The organism is Acidovorax sp. A1169 (assembly GCF_030704685.1).
In the GTDB taxonomy this organism is placed as follows: domain Bacteria; phylum Pseudomonadota; class Gammaproteobacteria; order Burkholderiales; family Burkholderiaceae_C; genus Acidovorax.
This window is the reverse complement of record NZ_JAUZDX010000020.1, coordinates 32,135-52,527: the sequence shown is the minus strand read 5'-3', so window position 1 is coordinate 52,527 and position 20,393 is coordinate 32,135. Positions and strand designations below refer to the sequence as shown.

Below are 20,393 nucleotides of genomic sequence, written 5' to 3'. Positions count from 1 at the left end.
CGACACGCCTCAAGTCCGACTGCCTCCTGGACAGAGTTTCTACACCCGAGATGGATCAGACGACTGCGTCGACAAGCCTGGTGGCATTCAGCGACCCGTGGAAGGCGATACCGAAGTTTCAGGACCTGCCGAGGCAACGCTGGTTGCAGCCCCCAGCGCTCTGGCGTCGGCCTCCCAGCCGCGCAGTTTGGCGCGAGCATGGCGGCGCTGCTCGGGTGTGGTGCTGTTGTGCAGCTCGGCCAGCCAGGCGCAGTTGTTCTCCACCACCTTGCGCTGATAGGCTGCATAAGCCGGACGCGGCGAGCGCAGCCAGCTGCCCATCAAGGCCTTGACCTCCGCTTGGGCGACCGACGCCGCCAAGACGCGACCGTCGCTGGTGAGCGAACGCAGCGTTTGCAGCGTGTCACGCTGGCGGGCCAGGCGCTCCTGCTGCCACACCTCAGCGTCGTAAGGCGACGCGGCCAGCGCCTTGGACAAGCGCTCTCGTTGCGCATCGTCCAGCCGGCCATAGAGCGTTTCAAGCCGCTCGACGGTACGCTTGTGCCGTTCCTCTCGGCGCTCATCCAGGTCGGGCTGCAGGTAATCGTCGCGGAACTCCTTGTTGCTGCGCTCGTAGCGCTTCTCGATGTGGCGCAGTTGCTGTGGCCTCAGCGACACCACCAGCTCGGTCGCGGGCACCACGGCTTGCGCCAGCGCGGCCTCGGTCCGCAGGAGAAGTTCGGGCTCCCAGCGGCACAGCGCTGCGCCGGTGGTGTTGTCCATCACCTGCGCCTGCATGCGGGCCAACATCCCTGCGTACTCCGGCAGTTGCGTGCTGCGGTGCCAGCGGAACCAGGCGCCGATGGCGTCGCGGGTGCGGGGGCCCTGCTCGTCGTCCAGGTCGGCGTAGTTGTCGATCCACACGGAGGCCCAGTTCGGGGCCTGGTTGTAGGCCAGCCGCACCACGGTGCAGCCGGCGAGAGCGAGTGCCAGCAGGCTGGCGCCGACTATCCGCGCCCCCTTTCGCCATGGAAATACACAGAACGATTCGCGCATGATTCTCCACATGGTACTGGTGGCTGCGGGCCAGGAAAACCGCATGGCCTCCGATTCACCCGGCCAGCTGCATCGTGCGTTCGATGCCACAGCCTCGCTGCAGGCAAAAAACACAAAATACGCTGATGAGCCCGGTGGCTTCACTTTCTGACCAGGTAGATGCGCGTGAGTTCCGACGGCTTGCCAAGTAGAAGCAAGAATCCAGGCCATCGTGCTGCGCTGTTGATGACATCAATGCAAGTCTCCGATCTTGCAGTTGCCCGAGAAAAATCTTTCATTGGCCAAGGCGAGCAGGCGGCCCAGGCCGAAGACCATTCCCCCGTGCGTATGTCCCGACAGCTCAAGCGCAACGCCCGGCTTAGAGGCTGGGAGTTTTTTGGCCGTGTCCGAATGGCGCGTCAAAATGCCCTGGATCTAGGCGCAAAGCACAGCCATAGCTCGGGCTATGGCGAGCATTGGTAACGACGAGCCGGGGTGTTTTGGCGTGCAAGGCGGGCATGGACGAAAGACTCTCAGCCTCTCAGCCGCCAGCCGTGCTTTTCGGGGCTGATGGGCGCATGTCGGGGCGCTCCGGCGCGCGCCTTTGGAAGTTCGGGTCCATGCAGACCGACGCTGGGCGCCATCAGCTTCACCTGCTGCTGGCTGCATTGCCTACATTCTCATGATCGACTGCGCCGACTTGCCCTGCAAGGGCCCGAGTTGGCGCAGTCAGCACCGCAACGATTCGCATCAAACTGCTCAAGCCGAGGCGAGCGCCCTTTGCGAAGACGACGATTTCATGGACTTGCGCAAAGCCACTGCGTCGTGGGCCTGGGCAGGCGCCGATGCATCGAGGCGGAACACCGCCACGGTTTCGGTGACCGATTGGGCCTGGCCCTGCAGCTCCATGGCCGAGGCCGCGTTCTCCTCCACCAGCGCGGCGTTCTGCTGGGTGATGGTGTCCAGTTGGGCCACGGCCGCATTCACCTGCGAGATGCCGGTGAGCTGCTCGTTGGAGGCGTTGTGGATTTCGCCGATCAGGGTGTTCACACGGCGCACCAGTTCCAGCGATTCGCTCATGGTCTTTTGCGCGGTGTCGGTCTTGTGGTGGCCCTCTTGCACCTTGGTGGCCGAGTCGTCGATGAGCTGGCGGATCTCCTTGGCGGCCGACAGCGTGCGGTGCGAGAGGCTGCGCACCTCGGACGCCACCACCGCGAAGCCCCTCCCCTGGTCGCCCGCGCGCGCGGCCTCCACAGCGGCATTGAGCGCCAGGATGTTGGTCTGGAAGGCGATGCTGTCGATGAGCTGGGTGATCTCGCCGATACGGCCCGAGGCGGTCTGAATCTGTTTCATGGTCTCGGCCACGCCATCCACCGCTTCGTTGCTGCGCTCGGCCACCGAGGTCGCCTGCGTGGCCAGCACCGTGGCCTGGCGCGCCGATTCGGCCGTGTGCTTGACGGTGCCGGTGATCTCCTCCATCGACGCCGCCGTCTGCTGCAGGTTGCTGGCCTGCGTCTCGGTGCGGGACGACAGGTCCTGGTTGCCCTGGGCGATCTCGCGCGTGGAGACCTGCATACGCTCGCTCTCCTGGCGCGCATCGCGCACGATGGACAACAGGTTCACGTTGAGCTGCGACAGCGCCTTCTGCAAGCTGCCCACGGTGTCGTCGCGCGTGACCTCGATCTTCTGCGTGAGGTCACCCGCTGCCATGCGGTTGGCCCAGCCCAGCATCTGCGACAGCGGCGCCACGGTGGCCTGGTGCAGGTACCAGGCCATGGCGAGCGCCAGCGCCAGCACGCCCACCCACGCCAGGCCCGAGCCGAACGAGAAGTCGTGCCCGCCCGCCTCCGCCGCACCCCAGGCAGCGAGCACCAGAACGAGCAGGCACAGGCACATCTTGCCCATGGGGCCGAATTGGAGCCGGGCCGCCAGGGTGCCCCAGGCGGTGTTTTTGACCAGGCGCCCGTTGCGCAGCACATGCACCAGGCTGCCGCGCTCCTTCTCGGCACGCATGGTGGCGTAAAGCCGGTCGGCGGCCTGGATCTGATCGCGCGTGGCCTCGGTGCGCACCGACATGTAGCCGGTGGGGTGCTCGCCCTGCATCAGCGGCGTGACGTTGGCCATCACCCAGTAGAAGCTGCCGTCCTTGCGGCGGTTCTTGACCGCCGCCGACCAGGGCTGGCCGCTGCCGATGGTCTCCCACATGTCGCGGAAGGCTTCCTCGGGCATCTCCGGGTGGCGGATCATGTTGTGGGGCTGGCCCAGGAGTTCCTCTTTCTCGTAACCGCTGACCTCGATGAACATCGGGTTGCAGTAGAGGATGCGGCCCTTGAGATCGGTCGTGGAGACCAGGGTTTCGCCTTTGGGAAAAACGTACTCCTGGGTGCTGACCGGCAGATTCACGCGCATTGGATTCCCTCCACGGATGCCATCTCGTCCCCGCTGTCTGTGGCCATCCGACCCTGCAGCGGTAAAAACATCCTAGAAGCAATGCGCCCATCGCGCAAACAACATTTGCGCAAGGCAGGCATCCCCAGCCTGGTGCGGGGCATAGTGCACGCCGGTACGCAACGGCTTCCACCGCGCACCATGCCGGGTCACTGGTGCTGGGGAAACAATCAAAATCAATAGCAGTCGACTGATTGAGCACGGCAATTTGCCAGCAGTTTCTGCCCGTACCACCGAGCGCACCAACATTGGCACACGTCTTGCTCGGAATGCAGCACGGCCAAAGTTGGCCGTTTGTGTTGCCCGGTGCAAAGGCGCATCCGGCAGGCACAGGACGCAGGCGTCCCCATGGAGAGTCGTTGGCCACTGGCCGGCGTGCTCCGTGCGGACGCCTTTTTGTTTTTCTGTTTTCCTTTCCATTGCGAGACACGGCACAGAGCAGCGCTGCAGGCATGCCGGCACCACCGCCCACGCAGGCAGACGCCCTTTCCACGCGAGACATCCATGCTTCAATTTCGGGACTTCTTCAAATCCGGCCACTCCCCCACGCTGTGGTCCGCGTTTCTCTATTTCGCCTTTTCGTGCGCGGTGTGGGTCATCAACGGTGCGATGGCGCCCTTCATCACCGAGAGCCTGAAACTCACCCCGACGCAGATGGGGATCATGCTGTCCATCCCCATCTTCGCGGGCGCGCTGATGCGCTTTCCGCTGGGCATCCTGGCCCAGTACATCGGGCGCAAGAACGCCACGCTGGTGGAGATGGCCGGCATCTTCATCGCCATGGGCTACGGCTACCTGTTCGTCAACGACTACAACGACCTGCTGGCCATGGGGGTGCTGCTGGGCGTGGCGGGGGCCAGCTTCGGCGTGGCACTGTCGCTGGGTTCGGGCTCGTTCCCACCCCGCTACAAGGGCCTGGCCATGGGCATCGTGGGCGCGGGCAACGTGGGCACCGCCGTGTCCGCGCTGCTGGCCCCCGTGCTGGCGCAGAAGTTCGGCTGGCAGTCGGTCTACGGCTTTGCCGCCGTGAGCGTGGCCATCCCCGCCCTCGTGATGGCCATCTACGCCAAGGAGCCGCCGGACCGGGCGCCCCATGCCTCGTTCCGCGAACACATCGCCTGCCTGTTCGAGAAGGACGGCTGGGCCTTCAGCCTGATCTACGCCGTGACCTTCGGCGGCTTCATCGGCCTCATCGCCTTCATGCCTACCTACTTCTACGACCAGTTCGGCGTGAGCAAGGTGCAGGCCGGCCAGCTGACGATGATGGCCGCCTTTCTGGGCGCGGCACTGCGCGTGTTCGGCGGCTGGCTGTCGGACCTGTGGGGCGGGGTGAACACCCTGACGGGCGTGCTCGCCATCACCACGGTGAGCCTGGTGCTGTGCGGGCTGGCCGAGAACTCGCTGCCGGTCACGATGCTGCTGTTCCTGGTGTGCTTTGCTGCACTGGGCGCAGGCAACGGCGCGCTGTTCCAGCTGGTGCCGCTGCGCTGGCCCCTGTCCACCGCCGTGGCCGGCTCCATGATCGGCGAAATCGGCGCCCTGGGCGGCGGCCTGATCCCCAACGCCATGGGCCTGTCGCGCCAGTACGGCGGCACCTACCTGTGGGGCTTCGTCTCCATCGCCGTGTGCGCCGCAGCCATGCTGGTGCTGCTGCGCGTGATGCAGATCCGCTGGACCCGGACGTGGGCAGAGAAGGGGGGGCGTGCGCGCAGCGCATGACCGGCGCAGCCGGTAAGCGCTTCAGCGCTTGCCCCGCTTCCAGCGAAGGGAGGGTGGCGCGCAGCGCCAAGTTGGCGTGAGCCAACCAACGCGCAGCGTTGCACTCACTGCAGCTAAAAGGGCGGCCGTGCGCGCAGCGCATGACCGCTTCTACCTCGGCAAAAACAACACCCAGTACACCAGCAGCAAGTTCACCAGCACGCTCACCGCCAGCGCGATCTTCCAGATCGCCGTGGCGTCGCGCTGCATCAGCGGCGCCAGCGGTGCATGCGCGTGCAGCGGCCGCGAGGCGCCGCGCTCCAGCGCCAGCAGCAGTTCCTCGGCCGTCTCGAAGCGCTGTGCGCGGTTGCGCGCCACGGCCTTCAAGGCGATCTGGTCCAGCCAGATGGGCACCTCGGGGTTGTGGCGGCTCGGGGCCACCGGGTCGCGGTGGTAGCGCCCGATCTGGTAGGGCACCACGTCGCCATAGGGCAGGCGCCCGTGACTGAGCAATTGGTACAGCGTCACGCCCAGTGCGAACAGGTCGCTGCCGGCATCGGGCATCTGCCCGGTCTCGCCATCGGCACTGCGCTCGTAGCCGGGCCATTGCTCGGGGTTCATGTAGCTCGGGGTACCCGCATGCAGCAGGCGCGTGGCCTCGGGCTCGCGGCCACTCAGCGCCACCCCCAGGTCCAGCACGCGCAGCACGCCGTCGTCGCCCAGGTGCAGGTTGTCGGGCTTGATGTCGCGGTGCACCACGCCCTGGCGGTGCAACAGGCCGAGCACGCGCACGGCCTGGGTGAGCACGCCCACCGTACGCGCCACGCCAAAGGGCTGGCGCCGGCGCAGTTGCTGCCCCAGGGTCTCGCCCCGGTGCCAGTCGTACAACAGGTAAAAGAAGCTGCTGCTGGTGCCTGATGCGGCGGCAGGCCAGTCGTTCAGGCAGGCCAGATGGGCCGCAGCGCTGCCCGACTGCATGCGCCGCGCCACCCAGGCCTCGTGCGCCAGCGTGGCGCGCTCTTCGCCATCGTGCGCGCGCTGGGGGTTCAGGGTCTTGAGCGCATACAGGCGCTGGCTGGCAGGGTGACGCACCTGGTAGATGCTGTGGATGCCGCTGTCGGCCACCAGCGCGGTGACCACCAGGCCGTCGACCGCATCGCCCACCTTGAGCAGGGGCAGCACCGGCAGCTCTTGCGCGCGCCGCGATTCGTCCTGCAAGGTGGCCTCCAGCACGCCGCGCACCTGCACGGCCATGGCGGTCACGTTGTCGCTGCTGCCCCTGCGCAGGGCTGAGCGCACCAGCTCCTCGCACAGCGTTTGCGGGGCCAGGCCCTGGCGCATCAGGCTGCGCAGCTCGCGCTCGGGCAGGCTGCCGTGCACACCGTCGGACACCAGCAGGAACAGGTCGCCGCTTTGCAGCTCCCCCTGGCTGTAGTCCACCACCACATGGTCGTCGAGCCCCAGGGCGCGCGTGAGCTGGTGGGCCAGGTCGCGCTGCGCGATCACATGGTCGGCCGTAAGCTGCTGCAGCCGCCCGTCGCGCAGCAGGTAGGCGCGCGTATCGCCCACGTGCGCCACTGTGAAGGACTGGCCGCGCAGCACAAGGGCCGTGAGCGTGGTCAGCCCCACGGCGGGCTGGCGCCGCCGGTTCATGGCGGCCAGCCAGGCGTTGTGGGCACTGAGGATGCGGTCCAGGGCCACCGTGGTGTCCCAGGTCTCGGGCGTGGCGAAGTAGTCGGACAGCAGCGTGCGCACCGTGGTCTGGGCCGCCTCGCGCCCATTGCCCCCCGCACTCACGCCATCGGCCAGGGCGGCAATGGCGCCACGGGGCAGGTCGCGTCCACGGCCCTCGACCAGGGCCGCAAAGTCCTCGTTGCCCTCCTTGCGCCCGGCCTGCGAGACACAGCCAAAATCCAGTTCAAAGCTCATGCACCACAGGCAAGCATCTTTCATGCCCAAGCTGGTGCACAGGGAGCCCGCCGTTGCACCCCAGCAAGGCAATGCGAGAATTTCATCCCCATCATGGTGCAATGCAACATGGTGCGCGTGGCACCACCATGGGGTTGCGCTCACGGACCGCCAGAAAGACGGGACGCCCCGGATCGGGGCGGCGGGTTGGCACACGCATTGCTTGTTCGAAGGCACGGCCCGCAAGGGCCACGCGGGTCCACGGTGCAATGGCGCACCCGGGCTTGCAAGGACGAAGGCGTCCCCACATGCGGTTTCGAGACATCGAAGCAGCATCGTGTGGGCGCCTTTTTTGTTTTGTGTTTTCGATGGGCGTGGGGGCTGCGATGAAAAAATCCAGGCTGGTGATGGTGGGCAATGGCATGGCCGGTGTGCGCACCCTGGAAGAGCTGCTCAAGATCGCCCCGGACCTCTACGACATCACGGTGTTCGGGGCCGAGCCGCACCCCAACTACAACCGCATCCTGCTGTCGCCCGTGCTCGCGGGCGAACAGACAATCGACGAAATCATCCTCAACGACTGGTCCTGGTACAAGAACCACGCCATCACCCTGCACACGGGCTTCACGGTGACCGAGGTGGACCGCGTGCGCCGCGTGGTGCATGCCACCAATGCGGCGGGCGAGGCCATCAGCGCCGAGTACGACCGCCTGATCCTGGCCACGGGCTCCAACCCCTTCATCCTGCCCATCCCGGGCAAGGACCTCCCCGGCGTGCTCGCCTACCGCGACATCGCCGACACCGAGGCCATGATCGCTGCCGCCGCCACCTACCGGCATGCCGTGGTCATCGGCGGTGGCCTGCTGGGGCTGGAGGTGGCCAACGGCCTGGTCAAGCGGGGCATGCAGGTGAGCGTGGTGCACGTGGGCAACACCCTCATGGAGCGCCAGCTCGACGGCGTGGCAGGCGTGATGCTGCAGCAGTCGCTGCAGGAGCGCGGCATGCAGTTTTTGCTCAACGCCCAGACTGCGGAACTGGTGGGCGGCCCCGAGGGCCGCGTGACCGCCGTGAAGTTCAAGGACGGAAGCCAGGTACCCGCCGACCTGGTGGTGATGGCCGTGGGCATACGCCCCAACACGGCGCTGGCCGAGAAGATGCGCCTGCATGTGAACCGGGGCATCGTGGTCAGCGACACGCTGCAGACCATCACCGATGCACGCATCTACGCCGTGGGCGAGTGCGCTGCCCACCGGGGCATCGCCTACGGCCTGGTGGCGCCGCTGTTCGAGCAGGGCAAGGTGCTGGCCAACCACCTGGCGGAGCTGGGCATCGACCGCTACCAGGGCTCGCTCACCTCCACCAAGCTCAAGGTGACCGGCATCGACCTGTTCAGCGCCGGCGACTTCCAGGGCGGCGAAGGCACCGAGGAGATCGTCATGAGCGACCCCGTGACCGGCTCGTACAAGAAGCTCGTGATCAAGGACGACAAGCTGGTGGGCGCCTGCCTGTATGGCGACACGGTGGACGGCAGCTGGTACTTCGAGCTGCTGCGCGAAGGCCGCACGGTGGACGAGATCCGCGACCAGCTGATGTTCGGACCAGCGGGCACCGAATGAACCCCACCCCCGCCATGACCAGAAAGGACACGCCCATGACCATGCCCTCACCCGCATTGCAGCGCAGAACCTTTCTGCTGAAGGCCGGTGCCGCCGCAGGCGCCGCCACCGTGGCCGGCACCCTGGCCCTCGTCTCCCGGCCGGCGAATGCCCAGGTCGCCAACCTCAACGACGCCATCAACAAGGCCGGGCGCCAGCGCATGCTGAGCCAGCGCATGGGCAAGGCCTGGCTGGCCCTGGCCCACAAGGTGCAGGAGCCTGCGGCACGCCAGGTGCTGGACCAGTCCGTCGCGCTGTTCGAGCGCCAGTTGGCAGAGCTCAAGGCCTACGCCCCGAATCCCACCATCCGCGACACCTACGGCCAGCTCGATGCGGCTTGGGTTTCACACAAGGCCACGCTGCTGGGCGGCACGCCCGCACTGGCCGGCGCCACCGCGATGCTGCAGGCCGACGCCAAGGTGCTGGCCCTGGCGCACCAGGGCACGGTGCAGTACGAGTCGGCCTCGGGCAAGCCCGTCGGCCACCTGGTCAACGTGGCGGGCCGCCAGCGCATGCTGAGCCAGCGCATGGCCAAGTTCTACCTGGCTGCGCAGTTACCGGTGGATGCTGCCGTTGCGGCGGCGGAGATTGCCAAGGCGCGCACCGAGTTCATCGCGGCGACCGAGGTGCTGCGCAAGGCGCCTGAGGCCAATGACCGGATTCGGCAGGAGCTGCTGCTGGCGGATGGGCAGTGGGTGTTCTTTGATGCTGCTTTGCAGCGGATGCAGGCGGGTGGGGTTGCGGGCAGCACGGCGCGGCAGGTGTCGGAGGTGTTTGTGGCGAGTGAGAATTTGTTGTCGAGCATGGATCGGGTGACTGGTCTTTATGCTGCTTTGGCTGGGTGAGTTCGTGGCTTCTGGTTGCTTCTGTTTTTGTGCTGAGGGTGGAGGCCGGGTCTCGGCCCGGCGGCCGAGGTACTTCTTCTTTGCTTCGCCAAAGAAAAGTACCCAAAAGAAAGGCGACCCCGCTGCCCGTGTCCCCACTCGCCCGTTGGGCGAGTGGGGCAGCCTGCGATGCTCGGTCCTGGGGTGCACCGCGGAACTCGCTGCGTTCCCCCTGCGGGAGAACTCCGCTCGGACAACCGCGGTGAGTCAGTTCACGATGCGCGTGTCCTTCGGCACGCGCTCACCCCAGGCCCTGCGCTTCTCGGCACGGTCAGAAGGGGGTGGGAACGGGCTCCACTCGGGCCATTGCTTCGCTCGGCACCGCGGTCCTTCGCTGCGCTCGGCTCGCCAGGGCGATGGCGCCAGTTTCGTCGGCAGCGCGCACCGCGCGCGCCCCCGACCCCAGGCGCAGCTGCGAAGCAGCAGCCGTGCGGTACCCGCTCCCCACCTCTGCTGGCTGCGCCGAGAAGCGCAGGAGCTGGGGTGGGTGCGTGTGCCGAAGGACACACGCACTTCGTCATCTGACTTGCCGCAGCTGTTTGAGCGGAGTTCGAAGAACGTAGCGAGTTCTGCGGCACCACCCCAGGACCGAGCATCGCAGGTTGCCCCCGTTCGCCCGACAGGGCGAACGGGGGACGCAGACTGGGGGTCGTCTTCTCTTTGGTGACTTTCTTTTGGCGAAGCAAAAGAAAGTTACTGCGCCGCCGGGCGCACACCCCGGCCCCCGCCCCAACAACAAGCACGCCGCAACCACGACAAGAACATGACAGAAACCAAATCCACCTGCCCCTACTGCGGCGTAGGCTGCGGCGTGATCATCGAATCCGAAGGCCCGCAGATCACCGGCGTGCGCGGCGACCCGACCCACCCCGCCAACTTCGGCCGCCTGTGCACCAAGGGCTCCACGCTGCACCTCACCGCAGCCAGCCCCGTCACCCTGCAAACCCGCCTGCTCCACCCCCTGCACCGCACACAGCGCGGCCAGCAGGCCCTGCCCATCACGTGGGATACCGCGCTGGACATGGCGAGCCAGAAATTCGCCGACACCATCGAGCAGCACGGCCCCGACGCCGTCGGCTTCTACGTCAGCGGCCAGTTGCTCACCGAGGACTACTACGTCTTCAACAAGCTCGCCAAGGGCCTCATCGGCACCAACAACATCGACACCAACTCGCGCCTGTGCATGAGCAGCGCCGTGGCCGGCTACAAGGCCACGCTGGGGGCCGATGCGCCGCCCGCCTGCTACGACGACGTGAAGCACGCGCAATGCCTGTTCTTCGTGGGCAGCAACGCGGCCTGGGCGCACCCCATCCTGTTCCGGCGCATCGAGGACGCGCGCGCGGCCAACCCGGGCATGAAGGTCATCGTGGCCGATCCGCGCCGCACCGACACCGCGGGCATGGCCGATCTGTTTTTGCCGATACAGCCGGGCAGCGATGTGATGCTGTTCAACGGCATGCTGCACCTCATGCTGCGCGAAGGCTGGGTCGATGCCGCCTACATCGGCGCGCACACCACCGGTTTCGAGGCGCTCAAGGCCCTGGTGGCCGACTGCACACCCGAGCGCGTGAGCGCAGTGTGCGGCATCCCCGAGGCCGACCTGGCCACGGCCGCGCAGTGGTTCGCCAGCTCCAAGGCCACGCTCAGCCTGTACTGCCAGGGCCTGAACCAGAGCACCAGCGGCACGGCCAAGAATGCCGCACTCATCAACCTGCACCTGGCCACGGCGCAGATCGGCAAGCCGGGCGCGGGCCCCTTCTCGCTGACCGGCCAGCCCAATGCGATGGGCGGGCGCGAGGTGGGGGGCCTGGCCAACCTGCTGAGCGCGCACCGCGACCTCGCCAACCCCGCGCACCGCGCCGAGGTGGCGGCGATGTGGGGCGTGGCCGACGTGCCTTCGCGCCCTGGCAAGACGGCGGTGGAGATGTTCCAGGCCGCCGCCGACGGCGAGATCCGCGCGCTGTGGATCGCCTGCACCAACCCCGCGCAGAGCATGCCCGACCAGGCCACCGTGCGCCGCGCGCTGGAGCGCGCCGAGTTCGTGGTGCTGCAGGAGGCCTTTGCCACCACCGCCACCGCGCAGTACGCCGACCTGCTGCTGCCCGCCACCACCTGGGGCGAGAAGACCGGCACCGTGACCAACAGCGAACGCCGCATCTCCCGCGTGCGCACTGCGGTGCCGGCACCCGGCCAGACGCGCCACGACTGGGCCATTGCGGTGCAGTTTGCGCACCAGCTGGAAGCACGGCTGCGCCTTGGCGCACCCAGCCTGTTCCCCTACACCACCGACGACGCCGATGCCGGGGCCGAGGCGGTATGGAACGAGCACCGCGAGACCACGCGCGGGCGCGACCTGGACATCACCGGCCTCTCTTGGCTGCAGCTTGAAGCACAAGGCCCGCAGCAGTGGCCGCTGCCCGAGGGTGCTGCCAGCGGCAAGGTGCGCCTGTACGAAGACGGCATCTACCCCACGCCCGATGGCCGTGCGCGCTTTGCGGCCCATGCCTGGCAGCCCGTGGCCGAGCAGCGCGAATCGCGCTTCCCCTTCGGCATGACCACCGGCCGCCTGCGCGACCAGTGGCACGGCATGAGCCGCACCGGCACGCTGGGCCGGCTGTTCGGCCATGTGGCCGAGCCCTCGGTACAGATGCACCCGGACGACATGGCGCAGCGCAAGCTGCACAGCGGCGACCTGGTGCACGTCACAAGCAAGCGCGGCTCCATCGTCGTACCGGTGCTGGCCGACGCCAGCATGGGCCTGTCGCAGGCCTTCATGGCCATGCACTGGGGCAGCGAGTACCTCAGCGGCCAGTCGTCTTCCGGCGAGCGGTTGTCGGGCGTGAATGCACTGACCACCTCGGCCTACTGCCCCACCTCCAAGCAGCCCGAACTCAAGCACGCGGCCGTGAAGATCCTCAAGGCCGAGATGCCGTGGACGCTGCTGGCCATGGCCTGGCTGCCGGGCGACAAGGCCCTGGCCGCACGCGAGTCGCTGTCGGCCTTGATGGATGCCTTCCCGTTTGCCAGTTGCGTGCCCTTCAGCAACAACACCCCGCTGTCGGAGCCAGGCCGCGAGCGCACCGGCGTGCTGCTGCGCGCCGCCGGCCACGAAGCGCCACCGGACGCGCTGATCGAGCGAATCGAGGCCGTGCTGGGCCTGGCCACCGCCGACACCCTGCGCTATGCCGACAGGAAGCGCGGCCAGCGCCGCGCCGCGCGCCTGGCCCGGCGGGACGACGGCAGCAGCACGCTCGAAGCCATCGTGCTGGCCGGCGACACCAGCGCCCAGGGCTGGATCAAGACCCTGCTGCAGGATGAACTGCCCGCGCAGAGCTACGGCCGCCTGCTGCTCGTGCCCAGTGCCAAGGCCCCGGTAGCGGTGCAGTCGCGCGGCAAGACGGTGTGCACCTGCTTCAACGTAACCGACGTGGCCATCACCGGCCAACTGGCGCACTGCCACGGCACGGATGACGAGCGCCTGGCCCAGCTGCAGGGCGAGCTGCGCTGCGGCACCAACTGCGGCTCCTGCCTGCCCGAGCTCAAGCGCATGGTGCGCGCCGCGGGGCCTCTCGCCAAAGCGGCCATCGCAATCGCCGCCATATAACCAAAAGTTCGCTGGGTTGCGAGAAAATATCCAGTCCCACTTCAAAGAGCCATTCACGCACCATGGGCATCAGCCAGTACATCAAGGAAATCGGCCGCGGCCCGCGCGGGGCCAAGCCGCTCACGCGCGAGCAGGCCACGGACCTGTTCGGCCAGGTGCTGGACGGCAGCGTGACCGATCTGGAGATCGGCGCCTTCTGCCTGGCCATGCGCATCAAGGGCGAGACGGCCGAGGAGATGTGCGGCTTTCTGGACGCCACGCATGCCCGCATGGCCCTGCTGCCCGCCAGCGACCGCCCGCTGGTGGTGCTGCCCAGCTACAACGGCGCGCGCAAGCTGCCCGTGCTCACCCCGCTGCTGGCCCTGCTGCTGGCGCGCGAGGGCCTGCCCGTGCTGCTGCACGGCATGCGCACCGAGGCGCGGCGCATCCTCGCCTCCGACGTGCTCGAAGCGCTCCACATCCCGGCGCTGACCGCGCCGCGCAAGGTGGCCGATGGCGAGGTGGCGCACATCGCCACCGGCCTGCTGCACCCGGGGCTGGCCCGCCTGCTGGCCGTGCGCCAGACCGTGGGCCTGCGCAACGCGGGGCACAGCGCCGTCAAGCTCATGAACCCGTGTGCCGGTGCGGCGGTGGTGGTCACGAGCTACACGCACCCCGAATACTTCGAGATGCTGCAAAACACCTTCAGCGCCATGGGCATGAACGCCTTGCTCTCGCGCGGGCTCGAGGGCGAAGTGGCGGCCGACCCGCGCCGCACACCCCGTTACGACGCCTTCGTGGCCGGGGCGCACCATGTGCTGCAGGAGCAGGAGCCTGGCACCGCGAGCGAGGTGCCCGGCCTGCCGATCGAGATCGACGTGGCCACCACGGCCGACTACACGCGCCGCGTGCTCGCAGGCGAATTGCCGACACCGCCCGCCCTCACGCGGCAGGTGGAACATATCTTGCAGATCACCGGTCAAACAGCCACCGCCGCAATGCCGGAGACACAGCCATGAACCGCCCCACGAATCCATCCGCCCCCTCGCCCCAGCACGACCGCCCGCACCTGGGCACCGGCGGCTCCTGCACCCTGGTGGGCGCCGGCCCCGGCGATCCGGAGCTGCTCACGCTCAAGGCGCTCAAGGCCATCCAGGCGGCCACCGTGCTGCTGGTGGACGACCTCGTGAGCGATGCCATCGTGGCCTACGCCTCGCCCACGGCGCGCATCGTGCACGTGGGCAAGCGCGGCGGCTGCAAGAGCACGCCGCAGGCCTTCATCGAAAAGCTGATGCTCATGGCTGTGAACGAGGGCGAGAACGTGGTGCGCCTCAAGGGTGGCGACCCCTTCGTCTTCGGCCGCGGCGGCGAGGAGGTGGAGCACCTGCGCGCCGCAGGCGTGCCGGTCACGGTGGTCAACGGCATCACCGCCGGCCTGGCGGGCCTGACCTCGCTGGGCGCGCCGCTCACGCACCGCGAACATGCCCACGGCGTGGTCTTCGTCACCGGCCATGCCAAGCCCGGCGACGCCGGCACCGACTGGCGCCAACTGGCCGCAACCGCACGCGACGCCAAGCTGACGCTGGTGATCTACATGGGCGTGAGCGGTGCCGCCACCATCGAGCAGGAGCTGCTCACCGGCCTGCCCGCCGCCACGCCCGTGGCCATCATCCAGCATGCCAGCCTGCCGCAGCAGCGCCATGCCGTGACCACACTGGGCGAGCTGCACGCCACCATTGCCCGCGAGGGACTGGCCAGCCCCTCGGTGATCGTGGTGGGCGACGTGGTGCAGGGCATTGCCGCAGCGGCCGTGCCGCAGCCGGCGAACAAGCTGCGCTTCGCCTGATCGCGCCGCACCTTTTCGCACGCCCCTTTCGCCCGCTCGGCACGCCCTGCGATCCCATCGCCGGGCCTGTTTTTTTGATGTGCCCGCACCCCGTTGTGTGCACGCTCCAGGGGCAGGCCAGCAGGCATGCATTGGCCCGGGTATTGCTAGTTGTGTACCGACAACCCGATGGCACACCACACAGGATCACACCATGGCAGCCTACCCCCTCTCCGCCCGCAGCAGCCACGGCAATCTGCCCGCCCCCACCGCCCCAGCGCCGCGCGATGGCGAGATGTCGCTGGTCAACCTGGCCGCCCGCCAGCGCATGCTGTCGCAGCGCATGGTGCTGCAGACCGTGCTGGCCACGCGCGGCAGCGACCTGCACCTGAAGGCGGCTCGCGGCTCGCTAGCGCTGTTCAGCGAAAGCCACGCCAGGCTGGTGGACACGCCGCGCCACCTCGATGCGGTCATGGGCGAGCGCATCCTCACGACCTACCAGGGCTCTGTCGGTGTGGGCCCCACCATCGACGCCTTCATGCAGCAGGTGGAGCGCACGCTGGAGCTGGCCGAGCGGCAAAGCCCGCGCGTGGAAGAAGCACTGGCGCGCCTGGTTGAGATCACCGACGGCGCGCTAGATGCGCTGAACACGGCCACCACGGCCTTTGACCAGTTGGGCAAGGCCAAGTCCGAGACGCTGATGAAGGAGCTGGCGGGCATCGTCGCCTCCATCCAGACCGTGGCGCGCGAGGCCAAGGTGGTGAGCTTCAACGCCCAGGTGATGGCCGCGCGCGCGGGCCAGCATGGCCGCGAATTCGCGGTGGTGGCGAACGTGCTATCGGGCATCACCAACGAGATCGACGGGCTGTCGCTGCAGGCCGTGTCGCTGGCGGGGCGCAACCGCTGAACGCAGCGCCAAAGGCCTGACTGCCCCGGTCAGGCGGCCAGGGGGGCGGGCACGGGTGCCGAGCGGGCCTGCTCGAAGCGCGCGGCCAATTCCTTGCGCAGGGTCTTGCGCATCACGGCGGCATCCCAGCGGCGGCGCTCTTCGGCCGTGGAGGGTGACAGCGGGGGCACCGGCACGGGCTTGCGCTCTTCGTCCACCGCCACCATGGTGAAGAAACAGCTGTTCACATGCCGCACCGACTGCGAGCGGATGTCCTCGGCCACCACCTTGATGCCGATCTCCATCGACGAGGAGCCGGTGTAGTTGACGCTGGCCAGGAAGGTCACGAGCTCGCCCACGTGGATGGGCTGCAGGAACATCACCTGGTCCACGCTGAGCGTGACCACGTAGCAGGTCGAGTAGCGGCTGGCGCAGGAGTAGGCCACCTGGTCGAGCAGCTTGAGGACAGCGCCGCCGTGGACGTTGCCGGAAAAATTGGCCATGTCCGGGGACATGAGCACGGTCATGCTCAGCTGGTGCGAGGGGATGTTCATGGACCGTGATTTTACGGTTACAACCTGCGCCGCGAGCGCCCGCTACACTCGCGGCACATAAAGCCAACACGGGCCACGGACGACGATCCACGATCCGTGCACAGAGGGGTAAAACATGCTGGAAATCGACAAACTCAATGAATTTACCGAAAGCCACGGTGCGCTGCGGCGCGGTCGCGGGCTGGTGTCGGGGGTAATTGCACTCACGCTGGCCATCCTGTGCTTCCTGGGTGTGCTGGCCTTCCACTTCCCCGAGTACCTGACCACGCCCCAGTTGCGCAAGAGCTACGACGTGACGGTGATCCGCTACATCATGCTGGCGGCCATGGCGATCGCGGGCGGCATCTCGCTGGTCAACATCCTGTTCAACCGCTCGCGCTGGCTGGCCACGTTCGCCTTCGCCACCGTGGCGCTGGCGGCCATCCTGGGCGGCCACAAGGTGGAGGTGAACCCGAACTTCCCCGACAACACGCCCTACATCGGCCTGGACTGGTTCATCCTGGACCTGCTGGGCAGCTCGCTGATCTTCATCTTCATCGAAAAGCTGTTCGCGCTGCGCAAGGACCAGCCCATCTTCCGCGCCGAGTGGCAGACCGACTTCCACCACTTCATCGTGAACCACATGGTGGTGGGCTTCGTGCTGCTGGCCACCAACCTGGTCGTGCACAAGTTCTTCGGCTGGGCCGCCAGCGACGGCATCCGCGGCTGGGTGCAGGGCTTGAACTTCTGGGTGGCGCTGTTCCTCATCGTGCTGGTGGCCGACCTGGTGCAGTACTGGACGCACCGCGCCTACCATGAGGTGCCCGTGCTGTGGCGCCTGCACGCCGTGCACCACAGCGTGAAAAGCATGGACTGGATGGCCGGCTCGCGCCAGCACATCCTGGAGCTGTTGATCACACGCACGCTGGTGCTGGCCCCGATCTACGTGTTCGGTTTTTCCAAGGAAGTGATCGACGCCTACATCGTCGTCGTGGGCTTCCAGGCCGTGTTCAACCACGCCAACGTGAGCGTGCGCCTGGGGCCGCTGCGCTACGTGCTGGTCACGCCCAACTTCCACCACTGGCACCACAGCCAGGACCAGGAGGCGCTGGACAAGAACTATGCGGCCCACTTCGCCTTCCTCGACCACCTGTTCGGCACCGCCGTGAAGAGCACCAAGCTGTGGCCCGAGCACTACGGCGTGCTGGGCGACTACGTGCCCAACGGCTTCGTGAAGCAGTTCAAGTTTCCGTTCACCTGGAAGGGGTGAGCAGCCGCCCCGAAAGGGCCGTCCAGTTTGCGAATGAGGCGCAAAAGCAACGGGCTTGGCCCGGGCTGCGCATCTTTCAAGCATTCTTATTAAGAATGATTGCTATTTAAAAGTTACAATTGGAGCCATAAACCAGCCACGCCGTGCTCTTCTTGTTGTTGCGCAGCCAGCCAGTTGCCAGATTCAACAACCAGGAGCCTGTTCAATGCCTTTTTGAAGCCGCGCAAGTCCCTTTTCGGGATGGGATGCAAGGCGCGGTGCGCAGCCGATAGCCCGTGCTATCGGCAAGCGCCGCAACGCCGCATACCGCCCGAAAAGGCACTTGCCCGAAGGGTTGGAGTGAAATCGGGCGATTGGACGCCCCGGTTGCTTGCATGGGCATGAGCCCATGCGGCGCATCCGAAGCATCCACTCATCCCGATTGCACTCCAACGCGGCTGCAAAAAGACATTGAACAGGCTCCAAGGAGCGCTCCATGTCTGTTTCCCGTAGGCAGCCCGTCTGCCGTCTGCACCCGCTGGCGCTGGCCGCCGTCGCCACCATCCTGGCCGGCGCAGCCCGTGCCCAGGATGCCGCCCCAGCCGCTGCATCCGCCCCCGACCAGATCACGGCCCCCAAGGCACTGAACAGTGTCACCGTCTCGGGCTCGCGCGAGAGCGCCTCCACCCGCCTGCAGCTGACTGCACGCGAGACACCCCAGTCCACCACCACGGTGACCCGCGAGCAGATCGAGCGCCAGTCGCTGACCAGCATCGATTCGGTGCTGCGCAACGTGAACGGCATCGCCGTGAGCTTCTACGACACGCAGCGCCCGCTGTACTACGCACGCGGTTTCCAGGTCACCGACTTCCAGATCGATGGCCTGCCCTCGTACAGCAGCAGCACCAACCAGGAGTTCGACACCGCGCTGTACGAGCGCATCGAGGTCGTGCGCGGCGCCAACGGCATCCTGACCGGCGTGGGCGTGCCCTCGGCGACGATCAACATGATCCGCAAGCGCCCGCAGCGCGAGTTCGCGGCCTCGGTCGCGCTCACTGCAGGCTCTTGGAACCTGTACCGTGGCGAGCTCGACATCAACGCCCCGCTGAACAGCGACGGCAGCGTGCGCAGCCGCCTGGTGGTCGCCCCGCAGAAGAAGGACAGCTTCCGCGACCGCTACTCCGAGGACAAGACTGCCCTGCTCGCCGCCATCGAGGCCGACCTGGGCCGCTCCACCGTGGTGGCCCTGGGCTACCAGCGCCAGTCCAACGACCCCAAGGCGCCGATCTGGGGCACCATTCCGCGCTTTGCCATCGACGGCTCGCCCATCGATCTGCCCACGTCCGTGAGCTTCTCGCCGCCCTGGACGCGCTGGGAGCGCACCTCGGGCACGCTGTACGCAACGCTGGAGCACCAGATCAACGATGACTGGAACCTCAAGGCGGCGCTGAACCACACCGAGGGCGATACCTTCAGCCTGCGCACCTACGGCTACGGCAGGACCACCTCGCTGGCACCCTTCATCAACCCCGCCACGGGCGCCGGCACCACGCTGTACGCCGCCGTGGGCGGCGGCAGCGAAAAGCAGGACACGGTGGATGCCTACCTGTCGGGCAAGTTCGAGCTCGGCGGCCGCAAGCACGACCTGATGGTGGGCATGAGCTCCACGCGCATCGCCACGCGCACCGATGGCTACAGCTCGGTGGCCAGCTGGAGCTACGTAATCCCCAACATCTACACCTGGGACGGCAGTGCGCCAGCGCCCACGTATTCCAAGACGGGCGCCTGGCGCACGCAGATCACGCAGCAGACGGGGCTGTTCGCCTCGGCGCGCTGGCGCCTGGCCGACCCGCTGTCCCTGCTCACCGGCGTGCGCCTGACCGACTGGCATCGCCATAGCGACAGCTACGGTACCACCGGCACCTATGCCGGCAAGAGCGCCATCCAGGACGAGAACCGCAAGGTCACCCCCTACATCGGCGCGGTGTACGACATCACGCCCACGCTGTCGGCCTACGCCAGCTACACGCGCATCTTCAACCCGCAGAACTACAAGGACCGCAACAACAACCCGCTGTCGCCGGTGATCGGCAGCAATGCCGAAGCGGGCCTCAAGGCAGAGCTGCTGGATCGCCGCATCCAGGCGCACTTCGCGGTGTTCCAGACCAAGCAGGACAACTATGGTGTGCGCGATGGCGCCATCACCACGCCGCTGCCCGATGGCACGCTGCCCTACGTGGCGGTCAACGGCACCAAGTCGACCGGCTTCGAGCTGGAGTTCGCGGGCATGGCCACCAGGCAATGGCGCGTGAGCGCGGGCCTGACGCGCGCCAGGGTCACGCGCGCCCCCACGGACCTGATCTACGCCAACCTGCCCGACTACCTGCTGCAGCTGGGCACGGACTACCAACTGTCGGGTGCGCTCGCACCCCTGTCGGTGGGCGGCAACCTGGTGTGGCAAAGCTCGGTCGAAGGCTTCAACATCCCGCACCCCACCGGTACGGTGACGGTCAAGCAGTCGCCCACGGCAGTCCTGGGCCTGCGCGCCTCGTGGCAGTTCAACCCCAAGCTCAGCGCCACCCTGGCCGTCAACAACGTGACGAACAAGAAGTACTGGGCCAACCTGGACTATGGCAACTACAGCGACCCGCGCAACGTCAGCCTGACGATGCGCGCGGCATTCTGATCGGACCATGCGCCTGAGGCGCTT

Annotated in this window: 13 protein-coding genes and 1 pseudogene; 10 read left to right on the top strand and 4 right to left on the bottom strand. The window is 67.2% G+C overall.

All coding sequences use genetic code 11. From position 1 onward, the window contains the following. Positions 1–87: 87 nt before the first annotated feature. The gene (locus QYL93_RS25360; RefSeq protein ID WP_305746262.1) at positions 88–1,035 is read right to left on the bottom strand and encodes a DUF6279 family lipoprotein; all 948 of its coding nucleotides are present in this window, start codon (positions 1,033–1,035) and stop codon (positions 88–90) included. Here QYL93_RS25360 and QYL93_RS25355 point away from each other — a divergent pair. After that, positions 1,034–1,186: a hypothetical protein gene (locus QYL93_RS25355; protein WP_305746261.1), complete on the top strand. Its 153-nt coding sequence runs from the start codon at positions 1,034–1,036 to the stop codon at positions 1,184–1,186. The two genes, QYL93_RS25360 and QYL93_RS25355, sit on opposite strands and share 2 nt — an antisense overlap. A 587-nt stretch (positions 1,187–1,773) precedes the next feature. On the opposite strand, the gene QYL93_RS25350 is transcribed toward QYL93_RS25355, so the two are convergent. Further along, positions 1,774–3,423, bottom strand: coding sequence for a PAS domain-containing methyl-accepting chemotaxis protein (locus tag QYL93_RS25350; RefSeq protein ID WP_305746260.1), 1,650 nt, complete (start codon positions 3,421–3,423; stop codon positions 1,774–1,776). Between the two features lie 543 nt (positions 3,424–3,966). Between QYL93_RS25350 and QYL93_RS25345 the strand changes: the two genes are divergently transcribed. Beyond that, a complete protein-coding gene (locus QYL93_RS25345; protein WP_305746259.1) occupies positions 3,967–5,181 on the top strand; it encodes a nitrate/nitrite transporter in 1,215 nt (404 codons plus the stop codon). A gap of 150 nt (positions 5,182–5,331) precedes the next feature. Here QYL93_RS25345 and QYL93_RS25340 read toward each other — a convergent pair whose 3' ends face one another. Beyond that, positions 5,332–7,089 carry a bifunctional protein-serine/threonine kinase/phosphatase gene (locus QYL93_RS25340; RefSeq protein ID WP_305746258.1) on the bottom strand — a complete coding sequence of 586 codons (1,758 nt, stop codon included), beginning with the start codon at positions 7,087–7,089 and terminating at the stop codon, positions 5,332–5,334. Positions 7,090–7,454: 365 nt separating this feature from the next. Here QYL93_RS25340 and QYL93_RS25335 point away from each other — a divergent pair. The 6 genes and pseudogenes from QYL93_RS25335 to QYL93_RS25310 form a co-directional block, all read left to right on the top strand. Continuing rightward, positions 7,455–8,666 (top strand): annotated as a pseudogene (locus QYL93_RS25335) (NAD(P)/FAD-dependent oxidoreductase); the annotation flags it as partial. 53 nt (positions 8,667–8,719) lie between these two features. After that, positions 8,720–9,568 (top strand): type IV pili methyl-accepting chemotaxis transducer N-terminal domain-containing protein, encoded by an 849-nt coding sequence (locus QYL93_RS25330; protein ID WP_370877034.1) that lies wholly within the window; start codon positions 8,720–8,722, stop codon positions 9,566–9,568. A gap of 802 nt (positions 9,569–10,370) precedes the next feature. Beyond that, positions 10,371–13,211 (top strand): nitrate reductase, encoded by a 2,841-nt coding sequence (locus tag QYL93_RS25325; protein ID WP_305746257.1) that lies wholly within the window; start codon positions 10,371–10,373, stop codon positions 13,209–13,211. A 62-nt stretch (positions 13,212–13,273) separates the two neighbouring features. Continuing rightward, positions 13,274–14,209: a DNA-binding protein YbiB gene (ybiB, locus tag QYL93_RS25320; RefSeq protein ID WP_305746256.1), complete on the top strand. Its 936-nt coding sequence runs from the start codon at positions 13,274–13,276 to the stop codon at positions 14,207–14,209. Further along, the gene (cobA, locus tag QYL93_RS25315) at positions 14,206–15,036 is read left to right on the top strand and encodes a uroporphyrinogen-III C-methyltransferase (protein ID WP_305746255.1); all 831 of its coding nucleotides are present in this window, start codon (positions 14,206–14,208) and stop codon (positions 15,034–15,036) included. Before ybiB ends, cobA begins: the two co-directional genes overlap by 4 nt. Positions 15,037–15,229: 193 nt before the next feature. After that, positions 15,230–15,922, top strand: a complete 693-nt coding sequence (locus QYL93_RS25310) for a type IV pili methyl-accepting chemotaxis transducer N-terminal domain-containing protein (protein WP_305746254.1) — start codon at positions 15,230–15,232, stop codon at positions 15,920–15,922. Positions 15,923–15,951: 29 nt separating this feature from the next. Here QYL93_RS25310 and QYL93_RS25305 read toward each other — a convergent pair whose 3' ends face one another. Beyond that, on the bottom strand, positions 15,952–16,455 hold the full coding sequence (locus QYL93_RS25305; protein WP_305746253.1) for an acyl-CoA thioesterase: 504 nt from the start codon (positions 16,453–16,455) through the stop codon (positions 15,952–15,954). A gap of 115 nt (positions 16,456–16,570) precedes the next feature. On the opposite strand from QYL93_RS25305, the gene QYL93_RS25300 reads away from it, so the two are divergent. Continuing rightward, positions 16,571–17,704, top strand: a complete 1,134-nt coding sequence (locus tag QYL93_RS25300) for a sterol desaturase family protein (protein ID WP_305746252.1) — start codon at positions 16,571–16,573, stop codon at positions 17,702–17,704. Positions 17,705–18,179: 475 nt separating this feature from the next. Further along, complete coding sequence (locus tag QYL93_RS25295) at positions 18,180–20,369, top strand: TonB-dependent siderophore receptor (RefSeq protein WP_305746251.1); 2,190 nt, start codon at positions 18,180–18,182, stop codon at positions 20,367–20,369. Positions 20,370–20,393: the final 24 nt, after the last annotated feature.

Coding starts and splice junctions, on each gene's coding strand:
- QYL93_RS25305 (WP_305746253.1), bottom strand. CDS start 16,455: ATGAACATCCCCTCGCACCAGCTGAGCATGACCGTGCTCATGTCCCCG.
- QYL93_RS25355 (WP_305746261.1), top strand. CDS start 1,034: ATGATTCTCCACATGGTACTGGTGGCTGCGGGCCAGGAAAACCGCATG.
- QYL93_RS25325 (WP_305746257.1), top strand. CDS start 10,371: ATGACAGAAACCAAATCCACCTGCCCCTACTGCGGCGTAGGCTGCGGC.
- QYL93_RS25345 (WP_305746259.1), top strand. CDS start 3,967: ATGCTTCAATTTCGGGACTTCTTCAAATCCGGCCACTCCCCCACGCTG.
- ybiB (WP_305746256.1), top strand. CDS start 13,274: ATGGGCATCAGCCAGTACATCAAGGAAATCGGCCGCGGCCCGCGCGGG.
- QYL93_RS25330 (WP_370877034.1), top strand. CDS start 8,720: ATGACCATGCCCTCACCCGCATTGCAGCGCAGAACCTTTCTGCTGAAG.
- QYL93_RS25310 (WP_305746254.1), top strand. CDS start 15,230: ATGGCAGCCTACCCCCTCTCCGCCCGCAGCAGCCACGGCAATCTGCCC.
- cobA (WP_305746255.1), top strand. CDS start 14,206: ATGAACCGCCCCACGAATCCATCCGCCCCCTCGCCCCAGCACGACCGC.
- QYL93_RS25360 (WP_305746262.1), bottom strand. CDS start 1,035: ATGCGCGAATCGTTCTGTGTATTTCCATGGCGAAAGGGGGCGCGGATA.
- QYL93_RS25295 (WP_305746251.1), top strand. CDS start 18,180: ATGTCTGTTTCCCGTAGGCAGCCCGTCTGCCGTCTGCACCCGCTGGCG.
- QYL93_RS25350 (WP_305746260.1), bottom strand. CDS start 3,423: ATGCGCGTGAATCTGCCGGTCAGCACCCAGGAGTACGTTTTTCCCAAA.
- QYL93_RS25340 (WP_305746258.1), bottom strand. CDS start 7,089: ATGAGCTTTGAACTGGATTTTGGCTGTGTCTCGCAGGCCGGGCGCAAG.
- QYL93_RS25300 (WP_305746252.1), top strand. CDS start 16,571: ATGCTGGAAATCGACAAACTCAATGAATTTACCGAAAGCCACGGTGCG.